The sequence below is a fragment of the Actinoplanes awajinensis subsp. mycoplanecinus genome (genome assembly GCF_001509495.1).
GTDB classification, from domain to species: domain Bacteria; phylum Actinomycetota; class Actinomycetes; order Mycobacteriales; family Micromonosporaceae; genus Actinoplanes; species Actinoplanes palleronii.
Genome location: NZ_LLZH01000306.1, coordinates 37,017 through 56,441, shown reverse-complemented (window position 1 = coordinate 56,441; position 19,425 = coordinate 37,017). Strand labels below are relative to the sequence as shown.

At 70.8% G+C, this 19,425-nt stretch carries 17 protein-coding genes; 7 read left to right on the top strand and 10 right to left on the bottom strand.

Translation table 11 applies throughout. The annotated features are described in order from the left end of the window. The first annotated feature begins 102 nt into the window (after positions 1 to 102). A complete protein-coding gene (locus tag ADL15_RS37770) occupies positions 103 to 381 on the top strand; it encodes a YciI family protein (protein WP_067702162.1) in 279 nt (92 codons plus the stop codon). Positions 382 to 393: 12 nt separating this feature from the next. On the opposite strand, the gene ADL15_RS37765 is transcribed toward ADL15_RS37770, so the two are convergent. Next, on the bottom strand, positions 394 to 948 hold the full coding sequence (locus ADL15_RS37765; protein ID WP_067701835.1) for a phosphoribosyltransferase: 555 nt from the start codon (positions 946 to 948) through the stop codon (positions 394 to 396). 141 nt (positions 949 to 1,089) lie between these two features. On the opposite strand from ADL15_RS37765, the gene ADL15_RS37760 reads away from it, so the two are divergent. Then, positions 1,090 to 2,199: a PP2C family protein-serine/threonine phosphatase gene (locus tag ADL15_RS37760; protein ID WP_198171187.1), complete on the top strand. Its 1,110-nt coding sequence runs from the start codon at positions 1,090 to 1,092 to the stop codon at positions 2,197 to 2,199. Positions 2,200 to 2,714: 515 nt separating this feature from the next. Continuing rightward, positions 2,715 to 4,571 carry an acyl-CoA dehydrogenase gene (locus ADL15_RS37755; protein WP_067701830.1) on the top strand — a complete coding sequence of 619 codons (1,857 nt, stop codon included), beginning with the start codon at positions 2,715 to 2,717 and terminating at the stop codon, positions 4,569 to 4,571. A gap of 75 nt (positions 4,572 to 4,646) precedes the next feature. Here the strand turns inward: ADL15_RS37755 and ADL15_RS37750 are convergent, their stop codons facing one another. Further along, positions 4,647 to 5,165, bottom strand: a complete 519-nt coding sequence (locus ADL15_RS37750) for a SixA phosphatase family protein (RefSeq protein WP_067701827.1) — start codon at positions 5,163 to 5,165, stop codon at positions 4,647 to 4,649. An 81-nt stretch (positions 5,166 to 5,246) separates the two neighbouring features. Between ADL15_RS37750 and ADL15_RS37745 the strand changes: the two genes are divergently transcribed. After that, positions 5,247 to 5,528: a DUF6458 family protein gene (locus ADL15_RS37745; protein ID WP_067701824.1), complete on the top strand. Its 282-nt coding sequence runs from the start codon at positions 5,247 to 5,249 to the stop codon at positions 5,526 to 5,528. Positions 5,529 to 5,609: 81 nt separating this feature from the next. On the opposite strand, the gene trhA is transcribed toward ADL15_RS37745, so the two are convergent. Next, positions 5,610 to 6,287 carry a PAQR family membrane homeostasis protein TrhA gene (gene trhA / locus ADL15_RS37740; protein ID WP_067701820.1) on the bottom strand — a complete coding sequence of 226 codons (678 nt, stop codon included), beginning with the start codon at positions 6,285 to 6,287 and terminating at the stop codon, positions 5,610 to 5,612. A gap of 78 nt (positions 6,288 to 6,365) precedes the next feature. Here trhA and ADL15_RS37735 point away from each other — a divergent pair, with 78 nt between their 5' ends. Then, positions 6,366 to 7,154 carry a LamB/YcsF family protein gene (locus tag ADL15_RS37735; RefSeq protein WP_067701816.1) on the top strand — a complete coding sequence of 263 codons (789 nt, stop codon included), beginning with the start codon at positions 6,366 to 6,368 and terminating at the stop codon, positions 7,152 to 7,154. On the opposite strand, the gene ADL15_RS37730 is transcribed toward ADL15_RS37735, so the two are convergent. The 6 genes from ADL15_RS37730 to pdhA form a co-directional block, all read right to left on the bottom strand. Further along, positions 7,129 to 8,922 carry an NHL domain-containing thioredoxin family protein gene (locus ADL15_RS37730; protein WP_067701813.1) on the bottom strand — a complete coding sequence of 598 codons (1,794 nt, stop codon included), beginning with the start codon at positions 8,920 to 8,922 and terminating at the stop codon, positions 7,129 to 7,131. The two genes, ADL15_RS37735 and ADL15_RS37730, sit on opposite strands and share 26 nt — an antisense overlap. Before the next feature lie 90 nt (positions 8,923 to 9,012). Continuing rightward, positions 9,013 to 12,309, bottom strand: coding sequence for a hypothetical protein (locus ADL15_RS56665; protein ID WP_157441845.1), 3,297 nt, complete (start codon positions 12,307 to 12,309; stop codon positions 9,013 to 9,015). Positions 12,310 to 12,796: 487 nt separating this feature from the next. Next, positions 12,797 to 12,937: a hypothetical protein gene (locus ADL15_RS54675; protein WP_198171186.1), complete on the bottom strand. Its 141-nt coding sequence runs from the start codon at positions 12,935 to 12,937 to the stop codon at positions 12,797 to 12,799. A gap of 200 nt (positions 12,938 to 13,137) precedes the next feature. Further along, the gene (locus ADL15_RS37715; protein ID WP_067702159.1) at positions 13,138 to 14,565 is read right to left on the bottom strand and encodes a dihydrolipoamide acetyltransferase family protein; all 1,428 of its coding nucleotides are present in this window, start codon (positions 14,563 to 14,565) and stop codon (positions 13,138 to 13,140) included. A 5-nt stretch (positions 14,566 to 14,570) separates the two neighbouring features. Then, positions 14,571 to 15,557: an alpha-ketoacid dehydrogenase subunit beta gene (locus ADL15_RS37710; protein ID WP_067701805.1), complete on the bottom strand. Its 987-nt coding sequence runs from the start codon at positions 15,555 to 15,557 to the stop codon at positions 14,571 to 14,573. Further along, positions 15,557 to 16,747, bottom strand: coding sequence for a pyruvate dehydrogenase (acetyl-transferring) E1 component subunit alpha (pdhA, locus tag ADL15_RS37705; protein WP_067701802.1), 1,191 nt, complete (start codon positions 16,745 to 16,747; stop codon positions 15,557 to 15,559). The genes ADL15_RS37710 and pdhA overlap by 1 nt, the downstream gene beginning before the upstream one ends. A gap of 411 nt (positions 16,748 to 17,158) precedes the next feature. Between pdhA and ADL15_RS37700 the strand changes: the two genes are divergently transcribed. Together ADL15_RS37700 and ADL15_RS37695 are read left to right on the top strand one after the other, a co-directional pair. Next, positions 17,159 to 17,929 carry a hypothetical protein gene (locus tag ADL15_RS37700; protein WP_067701799.1) on the top strand — a complete coding sequence of 257 codons (771 nt, stop codon included), beginning with the start codon at positions 17,159 to 17,161 and terminating at the stop codon, positions 17,927 to 17,929. Next, entirely contained in the window at positions 17,926 to 18,180 is a 255-nt protein-coding gene (locus ADL15_RS37695; protein WP_067701797.1) for a hypothetical protein, read from the top strand. The genes ADL15_RS37700 and ADL15_RS37695 overlap by 4 nt, the downstream gene beginning before the upstream one ends. A gap of 7 nt (positions 18,181 to 18,187) precedes the next feature. On the opposite strand, the gene ADL15_RS37690 is transcribed toward ADL15_RS37695, so the two are convergent. Further along, positions 18,188 to 19,393, bottom strand: a complete 1,206-nt coding sequence (locus ADL15_RS37690) for a hypothetical protein (RefSeq protein WP_067701794.1) — start codon at positions 19,391 to 19,393, stop codon at positions 18,188 to 18,190. Positions 19,394 to 19,425 lie beyond the last annotated feature (32 nt).

Sequence of the window (19,425 nt, the reverse complement as noted above, 5' to 3'; positions counted from 1 at the left end):
AAAAATAGCTTTTGCCCGGGGCGAATCGACACCATCCAGACGGTCAATACGCGCTGACCCGCAGGTCATCCCCGGGAGATCTACGATGACGCGGTGTATCTGATGATTTCCACGTACCAGAAGCCGCTCGCCGAGGTCGACCAGGCGCGCGACCAGCACCTCACCTTCCTGGCCGGGCTGGAGGAGCGCGGGCTCGCGGTAACCGCGGGCCGGCAGGACCCGCCGAACGGCGGCATCATCCTGCTGGACGTGGACACCGAGGCCGAGGCCCAGGAGCTGATCTCCCAGGACCCGTACGTGCTGCAGGGCCTGGCCACCTACGCCGCCGTCGGCTGGCAGATCACCCGCGGCGCCCTGGCCGGCTACCAGCGCAAGTACTGAGCGCGCGGAGCTCTACCGTGGACCCACCGGGTCGATCTCGGAGCCCGCGAGCAGGCTGCGGATGGTCAGCTCGGCGGTGACCGCGGGCGGGCACTCGTCGAGGATCACCGCGGTGCCCACGTACCGATCGCCGACCAGCGCGCGCAGGCCCCGGGCCTGCGCGCCGGTCGAGGCCCAGTCGTCGACGACCAGCACCCGGTCGTCGTCGGCGAGCAGCCGGCTGCGCACCCCGAGGTGCTGGACCTCGCCGCGATGGTCGGCCGGCACCTCGGCCCAGATCATCGGTTCGGCGATGGCCCGGCGTGCCCCGGCCCGGAACGCCTCCACGAAACCCACCCCGAGGGCCCGCGCCACCAGCGGACCGAGCAGGAATCCGGTCACCTCGGGTGAGACCACGACGGTGGGCCGGTCGGCCCGGAACTTGTCGGCCAGCGCCGGGCCGAGGCCGTCCAGAATCACCGGATCTCGCCACCAACCGGACCGGTCACTGACCAGATAATCGGCGGGCGGGCCGGGGTCGGTCCAGCGGAACGCGCCGCGCAGCCGGTCACGGAGATCGTCGGTCATCGGGACATCGTGTCACCGTCGCGCCGCCCCTCGTGGACCGACCGAATGACCCCAGGACTGACAGGTGGTCAGAACCTGATCGGACAACGGGTCAACTTGATGCCCGACACCGTGTCTATCGGGCATGCTGTCCGCGGAACCATGCCTACCTTCGCGCCGGGCCGCCGCCCGATGAGCCCAGGGAACCGCGCCGGTCTCGGCGCGGCTTTTGTGCTGCTCGCCATCGTGTCCGCCGTGGAGTCCGGCGACAGCACCTCGGCCGGCTATGTGGGACTGCTCGCGATCGGCCCGATAGTGGCCGCGCTGTTCGCCGTCTGGCAGTTCGTGCTGGGTGTCGGGGTGGTCGCCACCCTGATCGGCGCGATCTTCGTGGGCCAGGCCGGCGGGTCCGGCCCGGCCGGGATGGTGCACCTGCTCGGCATCATGCTGGCGACCGGCATCGCGGTGGCCGGCGCGACGATGCGGCAGCGCCAGTCGGAGCGGATCGCCGAGCTGCTGCAGCTGGCCTCGGTGGCCCAGCAGGCGGTGCTCCGGCCGATCGGGCCGCAGGTGGGCGCGCTGGCGGTGGCCGGCCGGTACATCTCGGCGACGGCCGCCGCGGACATCGGCGGTGACCTGTACGAGGCGCTGAACACGCCGTACGGGGTCCGCATCATCATCGGTGACGTGCGGGGCAAGGGCCTGGACGCGGTCCGGCTGGCCAGCATCGTGCTGGGGTCGTACCGGCACGTCGCGTTCGAGCGCGCCGACCTCAAGTCGATCGTGGCGGACCTGGACCGGGCGGTGGCCCGCAGCGTGGGCGACGAGGACTTCGTCACGGCCGCGCTGGTCGAGGAGCGCGGCGGGACGCTGACCATCGTCAACTGTGGACATCCGGCGCCGCTGCTGCTGCGCCGTGGCCTGGTCATCCCGCTGGAGCCGCCGGCACCGGCGCCCCCGCTCGGGTTCATGCCCGAGGTGAAGGCGCGGGTCGAGCGGCTGGAGCCGGGCGACCGGCTGCTGCTCTTCACCGACGGTCTCGGCGAGGCGCGCCGGGACGGCGAGTTCTTCCCGACCGCCGACCGCGCGTGGCGTCTGCTGGGCCACGGCACGGTCGGGGACGGGCTGGCGTCCCTGGAGACCGCCCTGGTGGACTGGGTGCACGGCCGGCTGGAGGACGACATCGCCCTCGTGCTGCTGGAGTACGCCGGCCCCGATGCCGGCGCGTCCATTCCGGTACCCAGCTGGGAAGTCGGAGCGGCGGGCAGCTGAATGCCCGGCCGACGACCCGAAGACCCCTGAAAAGCAGCTAGGCCCAGCTCCAGGAGGAGCCAGGCTCAGCTAAGCGGCGGAGTTCTCGTCCGGCTCCGCAGGTGCCGGGGAGATCGGAGCCGGAAGTGGTGGTACCGGCTCAGGCTGGCGATGCCGGCCGACGTAGTTGCGCGGCTGGTTGGCCTGGCGCGGCTCGGGAATCAGACTCTTCAACGTGGCGAACATGGCGGACGCCCCCCTCAGTGCTCGCGGCGAAACGTTCTTCGCTGTCTATTCGGAGCAACGAGCCTCATCGGTGTGCGATACGTGGTTCCGGGTTCGAAGTACGCAAATGGCCGAACGGCTGTACTGGTGACCACCTGATCGGCGACGTTTGACCCACGATCCGACGGACCGGGTCCCCTGGGCAGGTGAGTTGGGCCATAAACCTTACCCGGGTTGTCGCTACCTACCGATGAGTAATACAGTGCTAGTTACTGACGGGTAACTCGCGTTCGGAGAGCGGGCCAAACACCATGACTCACTACCAGAGCAACCTTCGTGACCTCGAGTTCAATCTGTTCGAGGTTTTCGGGGCGGACAAGGCGTTCGGTCAGGCGCCGTTCGACGAGATCGACGCGGAGACTGCTCGCGACGTGCTCGCCGAGGTGAACCGGCTGGCCCGCGAGGACCTCGCGGCGAGCTACACCGACGCTGACCGCAACCCGCCGGTTTTCGACCCGGCGACGCACACGGCGCCACTGCCGGAGTCGTTCAAGAAGTCGTACGCGACGTTCATGGCCTCCGAGTTCTGGCGGCTGGAGCTGCCGACCGCGCTGGGCGGCACCTACGCCCCGCGGACCCTGATCTGGGCGATCGCCGAGCAGATTCTCGGTGCCAACGCCCCGATCTGGATGTACGCGTCCGGCCCCTCCTTCGCCCACGTGGCGTACACCGAGGGCACCCCGGAGCAGCAGGAGTGGGCCAAGCTCTTCGTCGAGAAGCAGTGGGGCTCGACGATGGTGCTGACCGAGCCGGACGCCGGTTCGGACGTCGGCGCCGGCCGGACCAAGGCGATCCAGCAGCCGGACGGCTCGTGGCACATCGAGGGTGTCAAGCGCTTCATCACCTCGGGTGAGCACGACCTGACCGACAACATCATCCACTACGTCCTCGCCCGCCCGGTGGGCGTCGAGGGTGTCGGCGGCCCGGGCACCAAGGGTCTGTCGCTGTTCATCGTGCCGAAGTACCACTTCGACGCGCAGACCGGCGAGCTCGGCGAGCGCAACGGCGTCTACGCGACGAACGTCGAGCACAAGATGGGCCTCAAGGTCTCGAACACCTGCGAGGTGACCTTCGGCGAGCACGGCACCCCCGCCAAGGGCTGGCTGCTGGGCGACAAGCACGAGGGCATCCGGCAGATGTTCATGATCATCGAGGCTGCCCGGATGATGGTGGGCACCAAGGCGATCGCGACCCTGTCGACCGGCTACCTGAACGCGCTGGAGTACGCGAAGAACCGCGTACAGGGCGCCGACCTGGTGAGCAACGGTGACAAGGCCGCCCCGCGGGTGACCATCACCCACCACCCGGACGTACGCCGTTCGCTGATGCTGCAGAAGTCGTACGCCGAGGCGCTGCGCGCTCTGGTGATCTACACGGCGTCGTGGCAGGACAAGATCGCGATCGCGCAGGCGGCCGGCGACGAGAAGACCGCGAAGATCGCCAGCAAGGTGAACGACTTCCTGCTCCCGCTGGTCAAGGGCGTCGGCTCGGAGCGGGCGTACGAGCTGCTCGGCCACGAGTCGCTGCAGACCTACGGCGGTTCCGGCTTCCTGCAGGACTACCCGCTGGAGCAGTACGTCCGGGACGCGAAGATCGACACCCTGTACGAGGGCACCACCGCGATCCAGAGCCTCGACCTGATCTTCCGCAAGATCGTCAAGGACAACGGCCGGGCGCTCGGCACGATCGCCACCGAGATCCAGGGCTTCATCGACAGCGAGACCGGCAACGGTCAGCTGAAGGACGAGCGCCTGGCGCTGGGCAAGGCGCTCGGCGAGCTGCAGCAGATCCTCGGCGTGACGATGGGCTGGCTGGCCGCGGTGCAGGGCGGCGAGGCCCGCGAGCTGTACAAGATCGGTCTGACCTCCCGCCGGATCCTGCTCGCCCTGGGCGACGTGGTCCTGGCCTGGCTGCTGCTGCGTCAGGCCGACGTGGCGCTGACCGCGCTGAACGGTGAGCTCACCCAGGCCGACAAGAACTTCTACACCGGCAAGGTGGCGGCGGCCCGCTTCTTCACCCGGGAGATCCTGCCCCGGATCGGCTCCGACCGCCGGATCATCGAGAACACCAACCTGGACCTGATGGACCTGTCCGAGGACGTGTTCTGACCTGAAGCTTTTCCCACTCTCCTGAAAAGCAGCAAAGGTCGGCGGACAAAGGCGTCCGCCGGCCTTTGCTGTCTGTCAGCCGCGAGCGGTGTGCCGGCGGGACAGGCGCATCGTTCCCGGCTCGGTCCGGGTCCAGGGCTGCTCGGTGGTGTGCACGGCGAGGCCGGACGTCTTCAGCTCGACCGTCACCCCGTCCCACTGGTCGTCCGGGATCAGCAAGGCGGACACTTCGGACACTGTCGGGTTGTGCCCGACCACCAGGATCGTGCGGACGGTGTCCGGCACGGCCCGGAGCAGGTCGAACACCTCGGTCCGGCCGCCGTGGTAGAGCGTGTCCTCGTAGTGCACCTCGGGTGCGCCCCGGGACGGATCGCCCTGTGCCAGCGCCACCGACGCGGCCTGCCAGGTCTGCCGGGTGCGCTTGGCCGCCGAGCAGATCACCAGGTCGGGGTGCACCCGCTCGTCCACCAGCCAGGCCCCCGCAGCGTCAGCGTCTGATGTGCCACGTTCGGTGAGGCTCCGGTCGAAATCCGGTATTTCGCCGGGAGTCTCCGCTTTGGCGTGGCGTAGCAGGATGAGCGTCCGCAAGGTCATTGGAATAGCTTGCCTGATTGGAACTTCACCCGTACGGGTATGCCTCGATCGACGCATTGGACACTGAACGAGGAGGCCCCGATGGGCATCGGCGCAAGCATTTTCCTGCTAGCTCTGGGGGCGATCCTGGCGTTCGCCGTCAACGCGGACATCAGTGGGCTGGACATCAGCGTGATCGGCTGGATCCTGATGGCAGCCGGGCTGGCCGGGCTGGTCATCACGCTCTGGTTCTGGAACACCCGCCGCCGCACCGTGGTGACCCGGTCCACCGGTGCGCCGGTCGCCGGCACCGCCTACGCGAGCGAGTACCAGGAGGTGCGTCAGGACGACGTGCCGCCGCCCCCGCCGCCGGCGTACCGCTGATCTTGATTTTCAGATAGCGAAACGGCCCGGAGGAAATCCTCCGGGCCGTTTCCATGAGCGGTCGCCGTCAGGCGAAAGGGTTCAGGCGTAGAGGGCGAAGTAGATCGCGACGTGGTGGCAGATCGCCGCGACCAGGGTGCAGGCGTGGAAGAACTCGTGGTGACCGAAAACGGTCGGCCAGGGGTTCGGTCGCCGCAGCGCGTAGAACACCGCGCCGACCGTGTAGATCAGGCCGCCGGCCAGCATCAGCACCAGGCAGGTCACGCCACCGACGTGCAGCACGTCCGGGATGATCGCGACCGCGACCCAGCCGAGCGCCACGTAGAGCGGCGCGCCCGCCCAGCGCGGCAGGTGCGGCCAGATCACTTTCAGCGCCACCCCGCCCAGGGCGCCGCCCCAGACCAGGCTCAGCATGATCGTGGCGGGCTTGGTGTCCAGCAGTGACACGCAGAACGGGGTGTACGTGCCGGCGATGAAGATGAAGATCATCGAGTGGTCCATCCGGCGCATGATCTGATACCCGCGTTCGCTCCAGACCCGCCGGTGGTAGAGCGCGCTGATGCCGAAGAGGCCGCACACCGTGAGGCTGTAGATCAGGCAACTGACGAACGGGGCGATGCCCGGCCGGCTCAGTGCGATCGAGCAGAGCACGACGCCGCAGACCGCGGCGACGAAGAACGCGTATTGATGCAACCGGCCGCGTAGTCGCGGCTTGCCGAGGTCGGTCGGCTTCATCCGGAACGGGGCTGAGGCAGTCACGGGATCTAGGTTACGGCAGCGTAGGTTACTAGCGGGTAGTGACGCCGCATACGGTTCGCCATGACAGATGATTTCCCCATGACGTCGACACCAACCGCGGTTGATCTCAACGCCGACCTCGGGGAGGGATTCGGCGCCTGGCGACTGGGCGACGATGAAGCCCTGCTAGGCATCGTGACCTCGGCAAACGTGGCTTGTGGCTTCCACGCCGGCGACCCTGCCACGATGCATCGGGTGTGCCGGGCGGCCGCCGAGCGGGGTGTCGCGATCGGCGCACAGGTCGGTTACCGGGACCTGGCCGGTTTCGGTCGCCGCCGGATCGACTACGAATTCGGTGAGCTACGCGACGACGTGCTCTACCAGATCGGGGCGCTGGAGGCGTTCTGCCGGGCGACCGGCGACCGGGTCCGGTACGTGAAGCCGCACGGCGCGCTCTACAACACCGCCGCGGTCGACCAGGGGCAGGCCGACGCCGTGGTGGCCGCGGTGCTCGCCTACGACCCGGCGCTGCCGGTGCTCTGCCAGCCCGGGTCGGTGCTGTTCCGGCAGGCCGAGCAGGCCGGGTTGACCGCGATCGGCGAGGGCTTCGCCGATCGCGGATACCTGCCGGACGGGCGGCTGGTGCCCCGGTCCCGGCCGGACGCGCTGGTGCACGACCCGGACGCGGTGGTGACCCGGGCGACCCGGATGGCCGCCGACGGCGAGGTGGTCGCCGCCGACGGCACGGTCATCGCCTGCCAGGTCCGGTCGATCTGCCTGCACGGAGACACGGTGGGCGCGGTCGAGCTGGCCCGCGCGGTGCGGTCCGGGCTCGAGGCCGCTTCCCTTGTGGTACGACCGTTCAGCCGTCAAGACCCCGCAGGATGAGCGGCAACCGGTCCGGCCCGGTCGGGTCGATCACCACCGGCACGCCCCAGTCCTGCCTGGTCAGGTGGCACGCGCCGTACTCCGCGTCGACGTCGCACGTCGCGGCCTGAGCGACCACCTGCAGCACGCCCTTGCTGACGGCCGGGTTCAGCACCAGCGTGCGGGACAGCTCGGTGCTGGTGCCCTCGCCGTCGAGCAGCAGCTCGGCCGGTGAGGCCGAGACGGTCAGCCGCAGCGGCGAGCCGAACTGGCTGTCCAGCTTCTGACCGGGCGCCGGCGTGAAGATCACGTCGAGGGTGACCTGGCCCGGCGCCAGGTGCGACGGCGGGCGCTCGGTCTTGTGCCGCTCGCCGGCCACGGTCTGCACCACGCCGGGCGCGAGCCGGGTCAGCCGGTGCGCTGCCGACTCCACGACCAGCACCTCGCCCGCGGCGGTCACCAGGACGTCGCTGGGCTCGGCGAGGCCGGAGTCCACCGTGGAGACCTGGCCGGCGGCCGGGTCGAAGCGCCGGACCGCGCCGTTGTAGGTGTCGGCGATCAGCACCGAACCGTCGCTCAGGGCGGCGACACCGAGCGGGTGCTGGAGCAGCGCGGTGTCCGCCGGGCCGTCCACGTGACCGAAATCGAACAGTCCCTGGCCGACCGCGGTGTGCAGGGCGCCGCCCTCGACATACCGCAGCGCGGACGTCTCGCTGTCGGCGATCCAGAGGCGCGAGCCGTCCGCGCTGACCGAGAGGCCGGACGGCTGGGCCATCCAGACGTCCGGGAGCGGGCCGTCGCGGAGCGCCTCCACCGTGGTGCCGGCGTAAACGCCGACGGTGCGCTTGATCGGGTCGAACCACCACAGCTGGTGGATACCGGCCATCGCGACGATGACCTTGTCGTCGTACCAGGCCAGGTCCCACGGGGAGGAGAGGTCGGCGGCGAGCGCGTCGTGCGCGTGGTCGTCCACAGCGGAGCGCCAGGGCTTGCCCGAGCCGGCCACCAGGGTGATCACGCCGGTCGTCGTGTTGATCGCGCGGAGCTGGTGGTTGACGGTGTCGGCGACGACCACGTCGTACCCGGCCACCTCGGCGACCTTCGGCGGGAGCAGGACCAGGCCCTGCGGCTCGCTGAACGGCTGGTTGCGCTCCTGGCCGCCGAACCGGCGGAGCAGGGTCTCGGCGTCCGGGGACAGCTCGACGACCGAGTGCCGGGCCGAGTCGGAGACCAGCAGATTGCCGCTCGGCAGCTCGATCGCCTTGCCGGGGAAGCGGAGCAGGCCGTCCGGTGCGGGCGGCGGGACGTACGGGCCGTTGCCGCGGTGCAGGGTGCCGTCCGCCTCGTGCTTGGCGACCAGCTCGTCGATCAGCCGGGACAGTCCCTCGGCGTGACCCTCACCGGCCATCGAGGCGACCAGGTAACCGGTCGGGTCGACCACGGCCAGGGTGGGCCAGGCCTTGGCGGCGTACTGCTGCCAGAGGTGCATGTCGCCGTCGTCGACGACCGGGTGGTGCACGCCGTACCGCTCGACCGCGGCGGCCAGCGCCTTCGGGTCGCGCTCGTGCTCGAACTTCGGGGAGTGCACGCCGATCACGACGAGCGCGTCACCGTACTTCTCCTCCAGCGGGCGCAACTCGTCCAGGACGTGCAGGCAGTTGATGCAGCAGAACGTCCAGAAGTCCAGAACCAGGATTTTGCCGCGGAGGTCGGCCAGGGTGAGAGCCTTCCCACCGGTGTTGAGCCAGCCGCGTCCCTTGAGTTCGGGCGCACGCACGCGAGAAGTCATCCGACCATCGTGCCTCAGCGCCCGGATCGGGCCGCAACGACGTCGGGACGCCGTGTCGAGGGTCTCTCGGCACGGCGTCCCGACGATCGGCTAGCTGGGCTTGGTGAGGCAGAAGACCTTCTTGTCGGCCACGATGTACGGCTGCGCCTTGTCGGTGCACTGGTCCTTGGCGTCGACGATCTGCGCGACCTTGTAGGCGCCCGACTCGGTGCAGGCCACCTCGGTGACCTTGTCGCCGTTCTTCACGCAGTCGCCCTGGCTGACGTCGAAGTTGTCGCCGCCCGAGGAGATCAGCCAGGTCAGGCCGAACACGATGGCCAGCAGCAGGGCCGCGCCGAGCACCACGAACAGGGTGACCGGTCCGGTCTTGACCGCGGTCTTCGACGCCGGAGCGGGCTCCTCCGCCTTGAACTGGCTCTCACCCGGGCCGGGCCAGCTCGTGGTGTCCTCCGGGCCGGGCGGGGTGACCGTGGCCCGGGCCGCCGGGTTGGCCCCGAACGGGTCCGAGGAACCGAACTGGTCGGTGCCGCCGAACGGGTCGGAACCCGGAGCCGGCGCACCGGGCATCGGCGGCAGGGCCGGCGCCGGCACGTACGGCGAGTTGCCCCGGCCGGAGACGTCGGTGGTGTGCTCGCTGAAGTGGTCGGAACCGGGCGCGGCCGGAGCCGCGCTGGTGAAGTCACCCCAGGCCGGCGCGCCCTGCGGCGTGCCATAGGTCGGCGCCTCCGCCGGCGTGCCGTAGGTCGGTCCGTCCTGCGGGGTGCCGTAGGTCGGAGCCTCCTGCGGAGTGCCGTAGGTCGGCGAGCCCTGCGGCGTGCCGTACTGCGTCGGTGCGCCCGAGGTGGCGGCCGGCGTCCCGAACGGGTTCGACGCGGGCGGCTGGCCGAACGGGCTCGGCGTGGGCCGTTCTCCGAACGGGTTCGAGGTGGCCGGCGGGCCGGAGAACGGGCTCGGTGTGCCGGACGCCGGGAACGTGCTGGCCGAGCCCGGGAACGAGGACGACGGCGGCGGGAACGTCACGTCCTCGGCCGGCGAGCCGTGCAGCCCACCCGGAGCACCGGACTGCGGGAACGGGGGCGCCGAGAACGGCGAGTTGCCGTCCTGCGGTGCCACCCGGGCGCTGCCGGCGGCCGGGCTGGTCGGCGCGGTGGGCGTGGCCGGCTCCGGCGGTGAGACGCGGGCGCTGGCCGAGGCACGGGCACTGGCCCGAGCCGGCGACTGCGGCGCGGCTCCCTGGGCCTCGCCCTGCGACGGCGAGTATCCGCCGGAGTTCTCCTCGCCGCGCTGCGACGGCGGGAACGGGTGGAAACCGCCCGAGCTCTCCTCGCCGCGCTGCGGCGGCGGGAACGAGCCGTAGCCCTCCGAGCGGGAGGTGGGCGGCGGGAACCCACGGTCGTCGGCCGCCTGGCCGCGATCGTCGGTCTCCTGGCCCTGGTTCTGCTGGCTCTGCTGGCCCTGACTCTGGCCGAACGGGTTGCCGTAGGCGCCGCTGGACTCCGGCGACTCGAACGGCGAGGTCTCCGGCATCCGGGCGCCCGGGAAGGGCGACCCGCCGTACGGCGAAGCCTCCGGGGCTTCCGGGGTTTCCTCAGGCTCGTCGGCGGCGGGCGCCGGACGCCCGTAGACCCGGGCCTGCGGCGCGGCGCTGGGCGGCGGGACCTCGGCCCCGTCGGCCGGCGGGTTGACCCGGCCGGGCACCGAGACGCTGGCGGTCACCGGGCGGGCCGAACCGGAAGCGGGCCGGGCCGCGGCAGCATCCCGCGGCTGCGGCACCGAGCCGGCGGCGGCCGGGGAGACCGAGGCCGAACCGGGCACCGACGCGGAACCGGCGGGCGGGACCGAGACGGACCCGACCGGCACCGAGGCGGACCCGGAGGTGGGCGCCGCAGCGGAACCGACCGGCGGGAACGCCGAAGCGGAACCAGCAGGCGGGAACGATGCCGACCCGGCCGGCGGGAACGACGGTGACCCGGACTGCTGCGGAGCCGAATTCGCACCCGGGGTGGAGGCGAGCGGAGAGATCGAACCACCGGAGTTCAGCCCGGCACCGGGCACCCGCTGCGGGAACCCGGACGGGTTGACCTGCGGCTGCTCGGAACCCGAGTCGGCCGAGGTCGGCGACGTGCCGTAGGGCGAGTCGGCCGAGGTCGGCGACGTGCCGTAGGGCGAGTCGCTCGAGGTCGGCGACGTGCCGTAGGGCGAGTCGCTCGAGGCCTGAGCCGTGCCGTAGGGCGAGTCGCCGAACGGCGACGGGCCGGAGGCGGCATACCCCGGTGAGCTGCGGACCGGGAGGTCGAGGTTGGGGGTCTCCCCGTCGGCGCTCGGCCCGGCCGGCGCGCGCAGCGGGAACCCGCCGCTGTCGCCCTGGCGGGTCGGGAACGTGGTGGAGCCGGGCTGCTGCGGCGGTGTCGCCGTGCCGGACGCTTCCGCGGCCGGGCGGGCGGCGTTGCTGAGCCAGCTGTTGTCAGCCGGCCCGGTCAGGCCGGGCCGGGCCGCCGAGGCGTCCGGAACGTCGGTGAGGGTGGCGCCGGGCACGCGGCCCTTCTGGTCGCCGAAGGCGGAGAAGGTCGACTGGTCGGCCGCGGCGGCCGAGGCGCCCGGAGTCCGCGTGGGCAGCCCGTTGCTCGTGGTCGGCGACGGGAAACCGGGCGTCTCACCGGACGGCGGCGGGAACGCGTCAGCACTGCCCGACGGGGGCGGGAACGCCGAGGCGCTGCCCGGCTGCGGGGGGAAGGCCGGTGCGTTGCCGGAGGCCGGCGGCGGGTAGTCCGAAGCCGGGCCGGACGGCGGCGGGAAGTTCAGCGAGCCACCCGACGGCGGCGGGAACGGCGAGGCGCTGCCCGGCTGCGGGGGGAAGGCCGGTGCGTTGCCGGAGGCCGGCGGCGGGTAGTCCGAGGCCGCGCCGGACGGCGGGGAGAACCCGTTGCCCGAGGGCGGCGGGAAACCCGGTGAGCTGCTGGACGGCGGCGGGAACGCGGGAGCCTCCGGAGAAGAAGCAGACGGCGGCGCGAACGGGTTGGCACCCGGCACCGACGCGGAAGCCCGTCCGGGCGGCGTGAAACCGGCCGGCCCGAACGGCGAATCGGCCGGCGCGGGAGCAGGTGTGCCCGGCGGCGCCCAGGCCGACGGCGACGCGTCGGGCTGCTGGCCGTAGGGCGACTGCTGCTGCCCGTACGGCGAGCCCTGGTCGAAAGACGGTGACGACGGCGGTGAAGCGGACCCGTAGGTGGACCCGGCCGCGCTGGGCGACACCGATCCGTACGGCGAGGCCGCCTCGGGGGACACCGAACCGTACGGTGACGCCTCGTCCGGCTGCGGCACACGAGCCGAGCCGTACGGCGTACCGGCCTGGCTGGACCCGGAACCGAAGGTGGAGACCGCGGGCACGACGAACGGCGAACCGCCGCCCGGTGCCGTCTGCGGCGGGGGACCGTACGACGTAGGGACTCCCTCGGCGGGAGGCGGAGCCGAAGCACGGCCCGAAACTCGCTGCCCGTCGGAATCCGGCCCGCCCGACGTGGCCTCGGCCGGCTGACCGGCGTGCTGCCCCTCGGACGTCATACGCGCCTCCTCATCGATGCGGCCGTGCCAGCTTCGCACGGACGCGACCCCGTCGCGACCTTCCGCCCAGGGTCATGCCAGCTTCCAGGCCAGGCCTGCTGGGCGCGCCGGCATGTCGCCGTCGGGAGCCCTGGTCACCCATCCGAACGGCCGCACCGGACGGGGAACCAGTGCTCAACCGTACCGGGCGTTCGCCGTAGAGAAAATCCCGGTGTACGCCACTGAGGTAACGCCACGCGGGGTGTCGGCACGGTCGCCGATACGAAACAGCCCGCCCGGGTGACGCGGGCGGGCTGGTTGTCGCGCGTGCGGCCTAGAACGGCTGACGGCGCTGGGCGAAGATCGCGATCTCGTTGCGCATGGCCGGGGTCATCGCGTTCTGCATGGCGCGGTCGATGTCCCGGTTCTGACGACTGACCTGGCGACGCTGACGGAACCGCTCGATCATGCTCATGACACGTGCTCGTTTCTCCGGCGGTGAGCCGGTGTCTACGACGTGCCGCCCCCGGCCCGCTTGTGGCGGACACCGTAGGCGCACGTCTCAGGTGTGCCTCAAGTGTCCGCCGCGGCGGTGAATCTTGCCAACTAATTAGGGGGTAATCCGGGTCACCTGTTTAACAATCGAAGGTCAGGTGAACTTCAGGCCGAAAGTCCTTAGGTCCACGCCAGGATTGCCGCCTCCGGGTCGGTGAGGAACACACCGATGTCCCGGAGGAACTTCGAGCCCAGCTCGCCATCGATGATCCGGTGGTCGAAGGAGAGCCCCAGGGTGGTGACCTGACGCACCTTGATCTTGCCCTTGTGCACCCACGGGGTCGGCCGGATCGCGCCGAACGCCAGGATCGCCGACTCGCCGGGCGGCAGGATCGGGGTGCCGGTGTCGATGCCGAACACGCCCACGTTGGTGATCGAGAGTGTGCCGTGCGACATGTCGGCCGGTGTGGTTTTGCCCGATTTCGCCGTCCGGACCAGCCCGTTCAGTGATTCGGCGAGCTCCCGCAGGGTGAGACGGCCGGCGTCCTTGACGTTCGGGACGATCAGGCCGCGCTCGGTCGCCGCGGCGATGCCGAGGTTCACGTACTCCTTGACCACGATCTCGTTCGTCGCCGCCGACCAGGACGAGTTGACCATCGGGTGCCGCTTGACCGCGAGCAGCACCGCCTTCGCCACCATCAGCAGCGGGGAGACCCGCAGCTCGGCGAAGTCCGGCCGGGCCTTCAGCTTGTCCAGCGCCTTCATCGTCCGGGTGACGTCGACGGTGAGGAACTCGGTGACGTGCGGAGCGGTGAACGCCGAGGCCACCATGTTCTCCGCGGTGAGCTTGCGCACGCCCTTGACCGGGATGCGCTGCTCGCGGGAGGCGTCGAAGACCGCGACGGAGGTGGCGGGCGCGGTCGCCGGCGCGACTGCCGGTTGCGCTGCGCCTTCGGCGGCCTTTTGTACGTCCTCCCGAGTCACCGAACCGACCGGCCCGGTCCCCTGGATCGTGGCCAGATCGACACCCAGGTCCCGGGCCAGTTTCCGGACCGGCGGCTTGGCCAGCACCGGCCCGCTCCGGACCGGTGCCGCCGGGGGGACGGCCGGTGCGGGAGCAACCTGAACGGGAGCAGCCGGGACGGGCGCAGCGGGGACCGGAGCAGCCGCCACCGGGGCGGCTGACGCCGTACCGATGCGGGGTCGCCTTTTTCCGCTGGCCTCCCGCGGTCCGTAACCGACGAGAACCGCAGTGCGCCCGCCGGGAGCCGGCCCACCGATCAGTCCCGCCTCGATGACCTCCTCGGCCGGTTCGTTCGAGGACGCCTCGGGCGGCGACACGGCCAGCGGCCCGGCACCGGGATCGGTGTCGATCGCGATGATCGGATTGCCCACCTCGACCGTGACACCGGCCTCGTGGAAGATCCGGGTGACCACGCCGGCCCACTTCGCCGGGATCTCGACGGCCGCCTTCGCCGTCTCCACCTCGACGATCGGCTGGTTCAGCTCGATCGTGTCGCCGACCTTGACCAGCCAGGCGAGGATCTCGCCCTCGGTCAGGCCCTCGCCCAGGTCGGGCAGGTTGAATTCCTTGATCCGCGTGGACATCCGGGTCACCAGCCGAACGAACGGTCGACGGCGTCCAGGACCCGGTCCAGGTCGGGAAGGTACTCCTCCTCCGAGCGGGCCGCCGGGTACGGGATGTCGTAACCGGTCACCCGCAGCACCGGAGCCTCGAGGGAGTAGAAGCACTCCTCGCTGATCCGGGCGGCCAGTTCGGAGCCCATGCCCAGGTTGCCCGGCGCCTCGTGGATCACGACCGCGCGGCCGGTCCGCCGGACCGACTCGAAGATCACCGGATAGTCCACCGGCGAGAGCGTGCGCAGGTCGATGACCTCGAGCTGCCGGCCGTCCTCGGCGGCGACCGCCGCGGCGTCCATCGCGACCCGGACCATCGGGCCGTACGCCAGCAGCGTCGCATCCGACCCGGCCCGGGCCACCCGCGCGTTGTGCAGCGGGTACGCGTCGGCGAGCGGTGCGTCCAGCTCGACGTCGCCCTTCTCCCAGTAGCGCCGCTTCGGCTCGAAGAACACGATCGGATCGTCCGAGGCGATCGCCTGCTGGATCATCGTGTACGCGTCCGCCGGGTTGGAGCAGCTCACCACCTTGAGACCGGGGGTGTGCGAGAAGTACGCCTCGGGCGACTCGGAGTGGTGCTCGACCGCGCCGATGCCACCGCCGTACGGAATCCGGATCACCATCGGCACCCGGACCTTGCCCTTGGACCGGTAGAACATCTTCGCCACCTGGGCGACGATCTGGTTGTACGCCGGGAAGACGAACCCGTCGAACTGGATCTCGCAGACCGGCCGGTACCCGCGGATGGCCAGGCCGACCGCGGTGCCGACGATGCCGGCCTCGGCCAGCGGGGTGTCGATGACCCGGTCCTCGCCGAAGTCCTTCTGCAGGCCGTCGGTGATCCGGAAGACGCCGCCGAGCTTGCCGACGTCCTCACCCATGATCACGACCTTCGGGTCGTTCTCCAGCGAACGGCGCAGGCCGTGGTTGAGAGCCTTGCCCAGAGTGATCTTGTCGGCCATCAGTGCCCACTCCCCTCGAACGTCGCGTGGTACGCGGAGAACGCGGTGCGCTGCTCGTCGAGCTCCGGCGAGCCGTTCGGATAGACGTGGTCGAACATCGTGACCGGTTGTGGATCAGGCATCGCCAGCACCCGTTCGCGCAGGTCCAGAGCCAGCTTGCCGGCGGTCGCGTCGACCTCCTCGAAGAAGTCGGCGTCGCCCATCTGCTGCTTGGCCAGGAACGCCTTGACCCGGGCGATCGGGTCCTTCGCCCGCCACGACTCGACCTCGCTGGCGATCCGGTACCGGGTCGGGTCGTCCGAGCTGGTGTGCGCGCCCATCCGGTAGGTGTACGCCTCGATCAGCGTGGGGCCCTGGCCGTTGCGGGCGTTGTCCAGCGCGGCGCGGGTGACCGCGTAGCTGGCCAGCACGTCGTTGCCGTCGATCCGGATGCCCGGGAAGCCGTAGCCGCCGGCCCGCTTGTAGAGCGGGATGCGGGTCTGCCGCTCCAAGGGCTCGGAGATCGCATATTGGTTGTTCTGGCAGAAGAAGACCATCGGGGCGTTGAACACCCCGGCCCAGACGAACGACTCGTTGACCTCGCCCTGGCTGGTCGCGCCGTCGCCGAAGTAGGCGATGACGGCCTCGCCGTCCGGGGTGCCGGTCTTGCCGTCCATGGTGACGCCCATGGCATAACCGGTCGCGTGCAGCGTCTGCGAGCCGATCACGATGGTGTAGCTGTTGAACTTGTGCTCGTTCGCGTCCCACCCGCCCTGGTCGACGCCGCGGAACAGGCCGAACGGCATGATCGGGTCGATACCGCGGCAGTACAGCACGCCGTGCTCGCGGTAGGTGGGGAAAGCCATGTCCTGCTTGCGCAGCGCCCGGCCGGAGCCGACCTGCGCCGCTTCCTGGCCCAGCAGGCTGGCCCAGAGCCCCAGCTCACCCTGACGTTGCAGGGCAGTGGCCTCGGCGTCGAGCCGGCGTACGGTCACCAGGTCCCGGTACAGCCCCTTGTACTCGTCGACGGTGAAATCGACTGAATACGTGGTTCCGTCCGCGGTGGTGACACTGCCGAGGTGCTCGCCGTCGGGCGTGAGCAGTTGGACGAAGCCGCCGGCCGGGGCGTCTGCGGGGTGTTGATCCCCCGCGCCGCCTGAAGCAGGCGCCGCCGGTCGTGTTGCACCGGCTTTGCGTTCGCCTTTCGCCATCCGTGTCTCCCTGTATCTCTCTGCGCCCGCGTCGGGTGTCGCCCGGCCGCGAGGCGGAACCACTGGGTACCGCGCATGGACCGGGTGAGGCTGCCGCGCGGCGTACCGGCTTGAACCGTGTCCCTGCCGGGACGGCCCGCCGTTGCCCCGCTTGTCGGCGGAAGGCGACGGCGGCGGTGCCGTCGGTCCCCATCCTGACAGAGGGAGTGAGGAGGGTTACAGAGTGCGTGGATCACGAATAAAGATTTTCTGCCCACGCATCGTTAACAGTATTTGTCCGATTTAGTAACTTTTGTACCGTCACTACGGTACGAATGGCCACACCTTGCCGCTGCCGAATGCCCGATGCGTCGTTCATCCCTCTGACCGAGACGGATCTAGGTTGATCTTTGGTTGGAGAGGGACACTCGCGTGCCGCACCTACCCGATGACGACGGCTTCGAGCCGCCCCTGAAGGTGCTCCGGAAGCGGATCGACGGTGTCTACCGCGAGGACCACGGCTTCTCCGGCCCGACCCGCAGATACCTCCTGATGGTGATGATGCTGGTCGGCCTGGCCTCGGTGCCTACCCTCGCGGTGATCACCGCTGGGACCAGCGAGATCGCCCACAATGGCCGGAAAGACGCGATGGACGCGCCGTTCCTGCCGCCCGCTGCCTCTGGTCCGGTGCGACCGGCAACCCCACCGAAAAACCCTTTTGGGTACGACGATCCGAGCGTCGCCCCGTCCGATTCCGACACCGAGCCCGCCAAGCCGCCCGGCGTGTCGACCCCGCGCCCGCCGAGCACCGGGGCGCCCAGGATGCCCGAGGTGCCCGGTTTGCCGCGGGTGCCGGACGATCCGCCGCGTCCCGCGCCGACGCGTTCCGATGTGGATCCGCGCGGCGGGTCCACCGACGGCGGGGTGTCGCGGCCGGCCCCGGCAAAGGTGTTCCCCACCGTGCCCGGGCTGCCCGAGGTGCCCGACGAGGACTGGAACGACTCGCTGGCCCGGCGCGCGCCCCGGGTGTCCGGCGCCTTCCTGGCCTCGCCGGGACGGCCGGACCCGGACAGTGACCATTCCTCATCGGACAAACCGGATTCTTCAGATAACGCGGATTTGTCCAACGACTGTGCCGACAACGACTCCACCAGAACCGACCGGTCGACCGGCGGTCCGACTCCAGCCGGAGGTCAGCAGTGACCGAACGCCAGCCCCACGTCAACGCCGCACGGCTCCTCGAGTACGGCCATCCGGAGGGACGCAACGTCCGCCGGTCGATGGTCCAGCCCCGCTCCGAGGAGAGCCGGCTCACCAACCGCCCGTACCGCGGTCACCACCGCGCCGAGCACACCCTCGACGACGAGAACCTCTCGGCGTTGCAGCGCAGCTCACGGATGGGCCGGCACCACGCCGACCCGGCCTCCGACGATCACCACATGAACCACCGCTGAGGCCGGCTCACTCGTCGCCGAGGCGGTCCCCGTTGGCCTCGAGCCACGCGTCGATCGCCGCGGCGTCGTTCGGGTCGACACCCTCGGAGATCAGCTGGGCCACCGCGGCGGTGGCCGGGCTGCGCCGCTCGCCGGTGGTGTAGAGCCGGGCGAACTCCGGCACCAGCTTCTCCACCTCGGCCTCGGTCTCGGCGATCGCGGCCGAGGGCAGCCCGCGCCGCCAGGTCGCATACCCCGACCAGGCGCGCACCACCCGCGGCAGCATGGCCGCGTCGTCGATGTCCAGCACGGCGCGGCGGTGCACCCAGTCCAGCAGGAACAGGCCGGCCACCGCCGGGCTCCAGCGCAGCGGGTCGCCGCCGGGCAGGGTGGCCGCGTGGTCCAGCAGCAGACCGACGCAGAACTGCAGGGACGGCTGGTCGGCGTCCGGCCCGCTCAGCCCGGCGCGGCTGGCCTCGGGCGAGGCCAGGAAGTCGCGGATCAGCTCGGGGAGGTTCGGTCCGGTCGGCTCGGCGAGCGGCGGCGTGGTCGCCGCGGGCAGCAGTGCCAGCCGGGCCGCGGCCAGGGCCCGGTCGGTGGCCAGCGAGCCGTCCGCGGGCAGGTCGCCGAGGTCATCGGTGATCTCCAGGTGCCGGTCCACCTCGTCGCGGGCCCGGCCGGGGTCCTCGTCGCGGAACCAGGTCAGGTCGTCGTGCTCGCACACCGTCCGGACCTGGGCGAGGATCCGCTCGGCCGAGGCGGCGACGAAGATGTCCTTGAGGATGCCGATGTTGTGGTCGACCAGGGCCACCACGGCGTGTTCCGGTCCACCGGCGACGCTGTCCTCGTACGCGTAAGTGACCAGGTAGGACGTCTGGTCGCCGTACACGTCGCCGTACGAGTAACAGCCGGTCGGCCGGACCCGCCCCAACTGGGCGGCCCAGGACGGGCCTCGCGTGCCGTGCCCGACCTCGGCGGCCCCGGTGGCGTCCGGCACCAGCGTCGCGAAAACCTCGCGGATGGTCTCGGCGGCCGGGTCCGGTCGCCGGCCGGTCGCGGTCAGGAACTCGGTGACGAATTCACGCACCGCGGTCGCCCGATCACCGGGCGCCACGGAATACACGCTGCCCAGCAACGCGGTTCCGAGCATCTCGGCATCCAGCGCGCAGTCCAGCCTGGTCACGTCGCGGGCCGCGTGCAGCACCGCCTCGTACACGCTCTGGGGTGCCGACATGCCGCGAGCCTACCGCCCGCGGCATGTTCGGC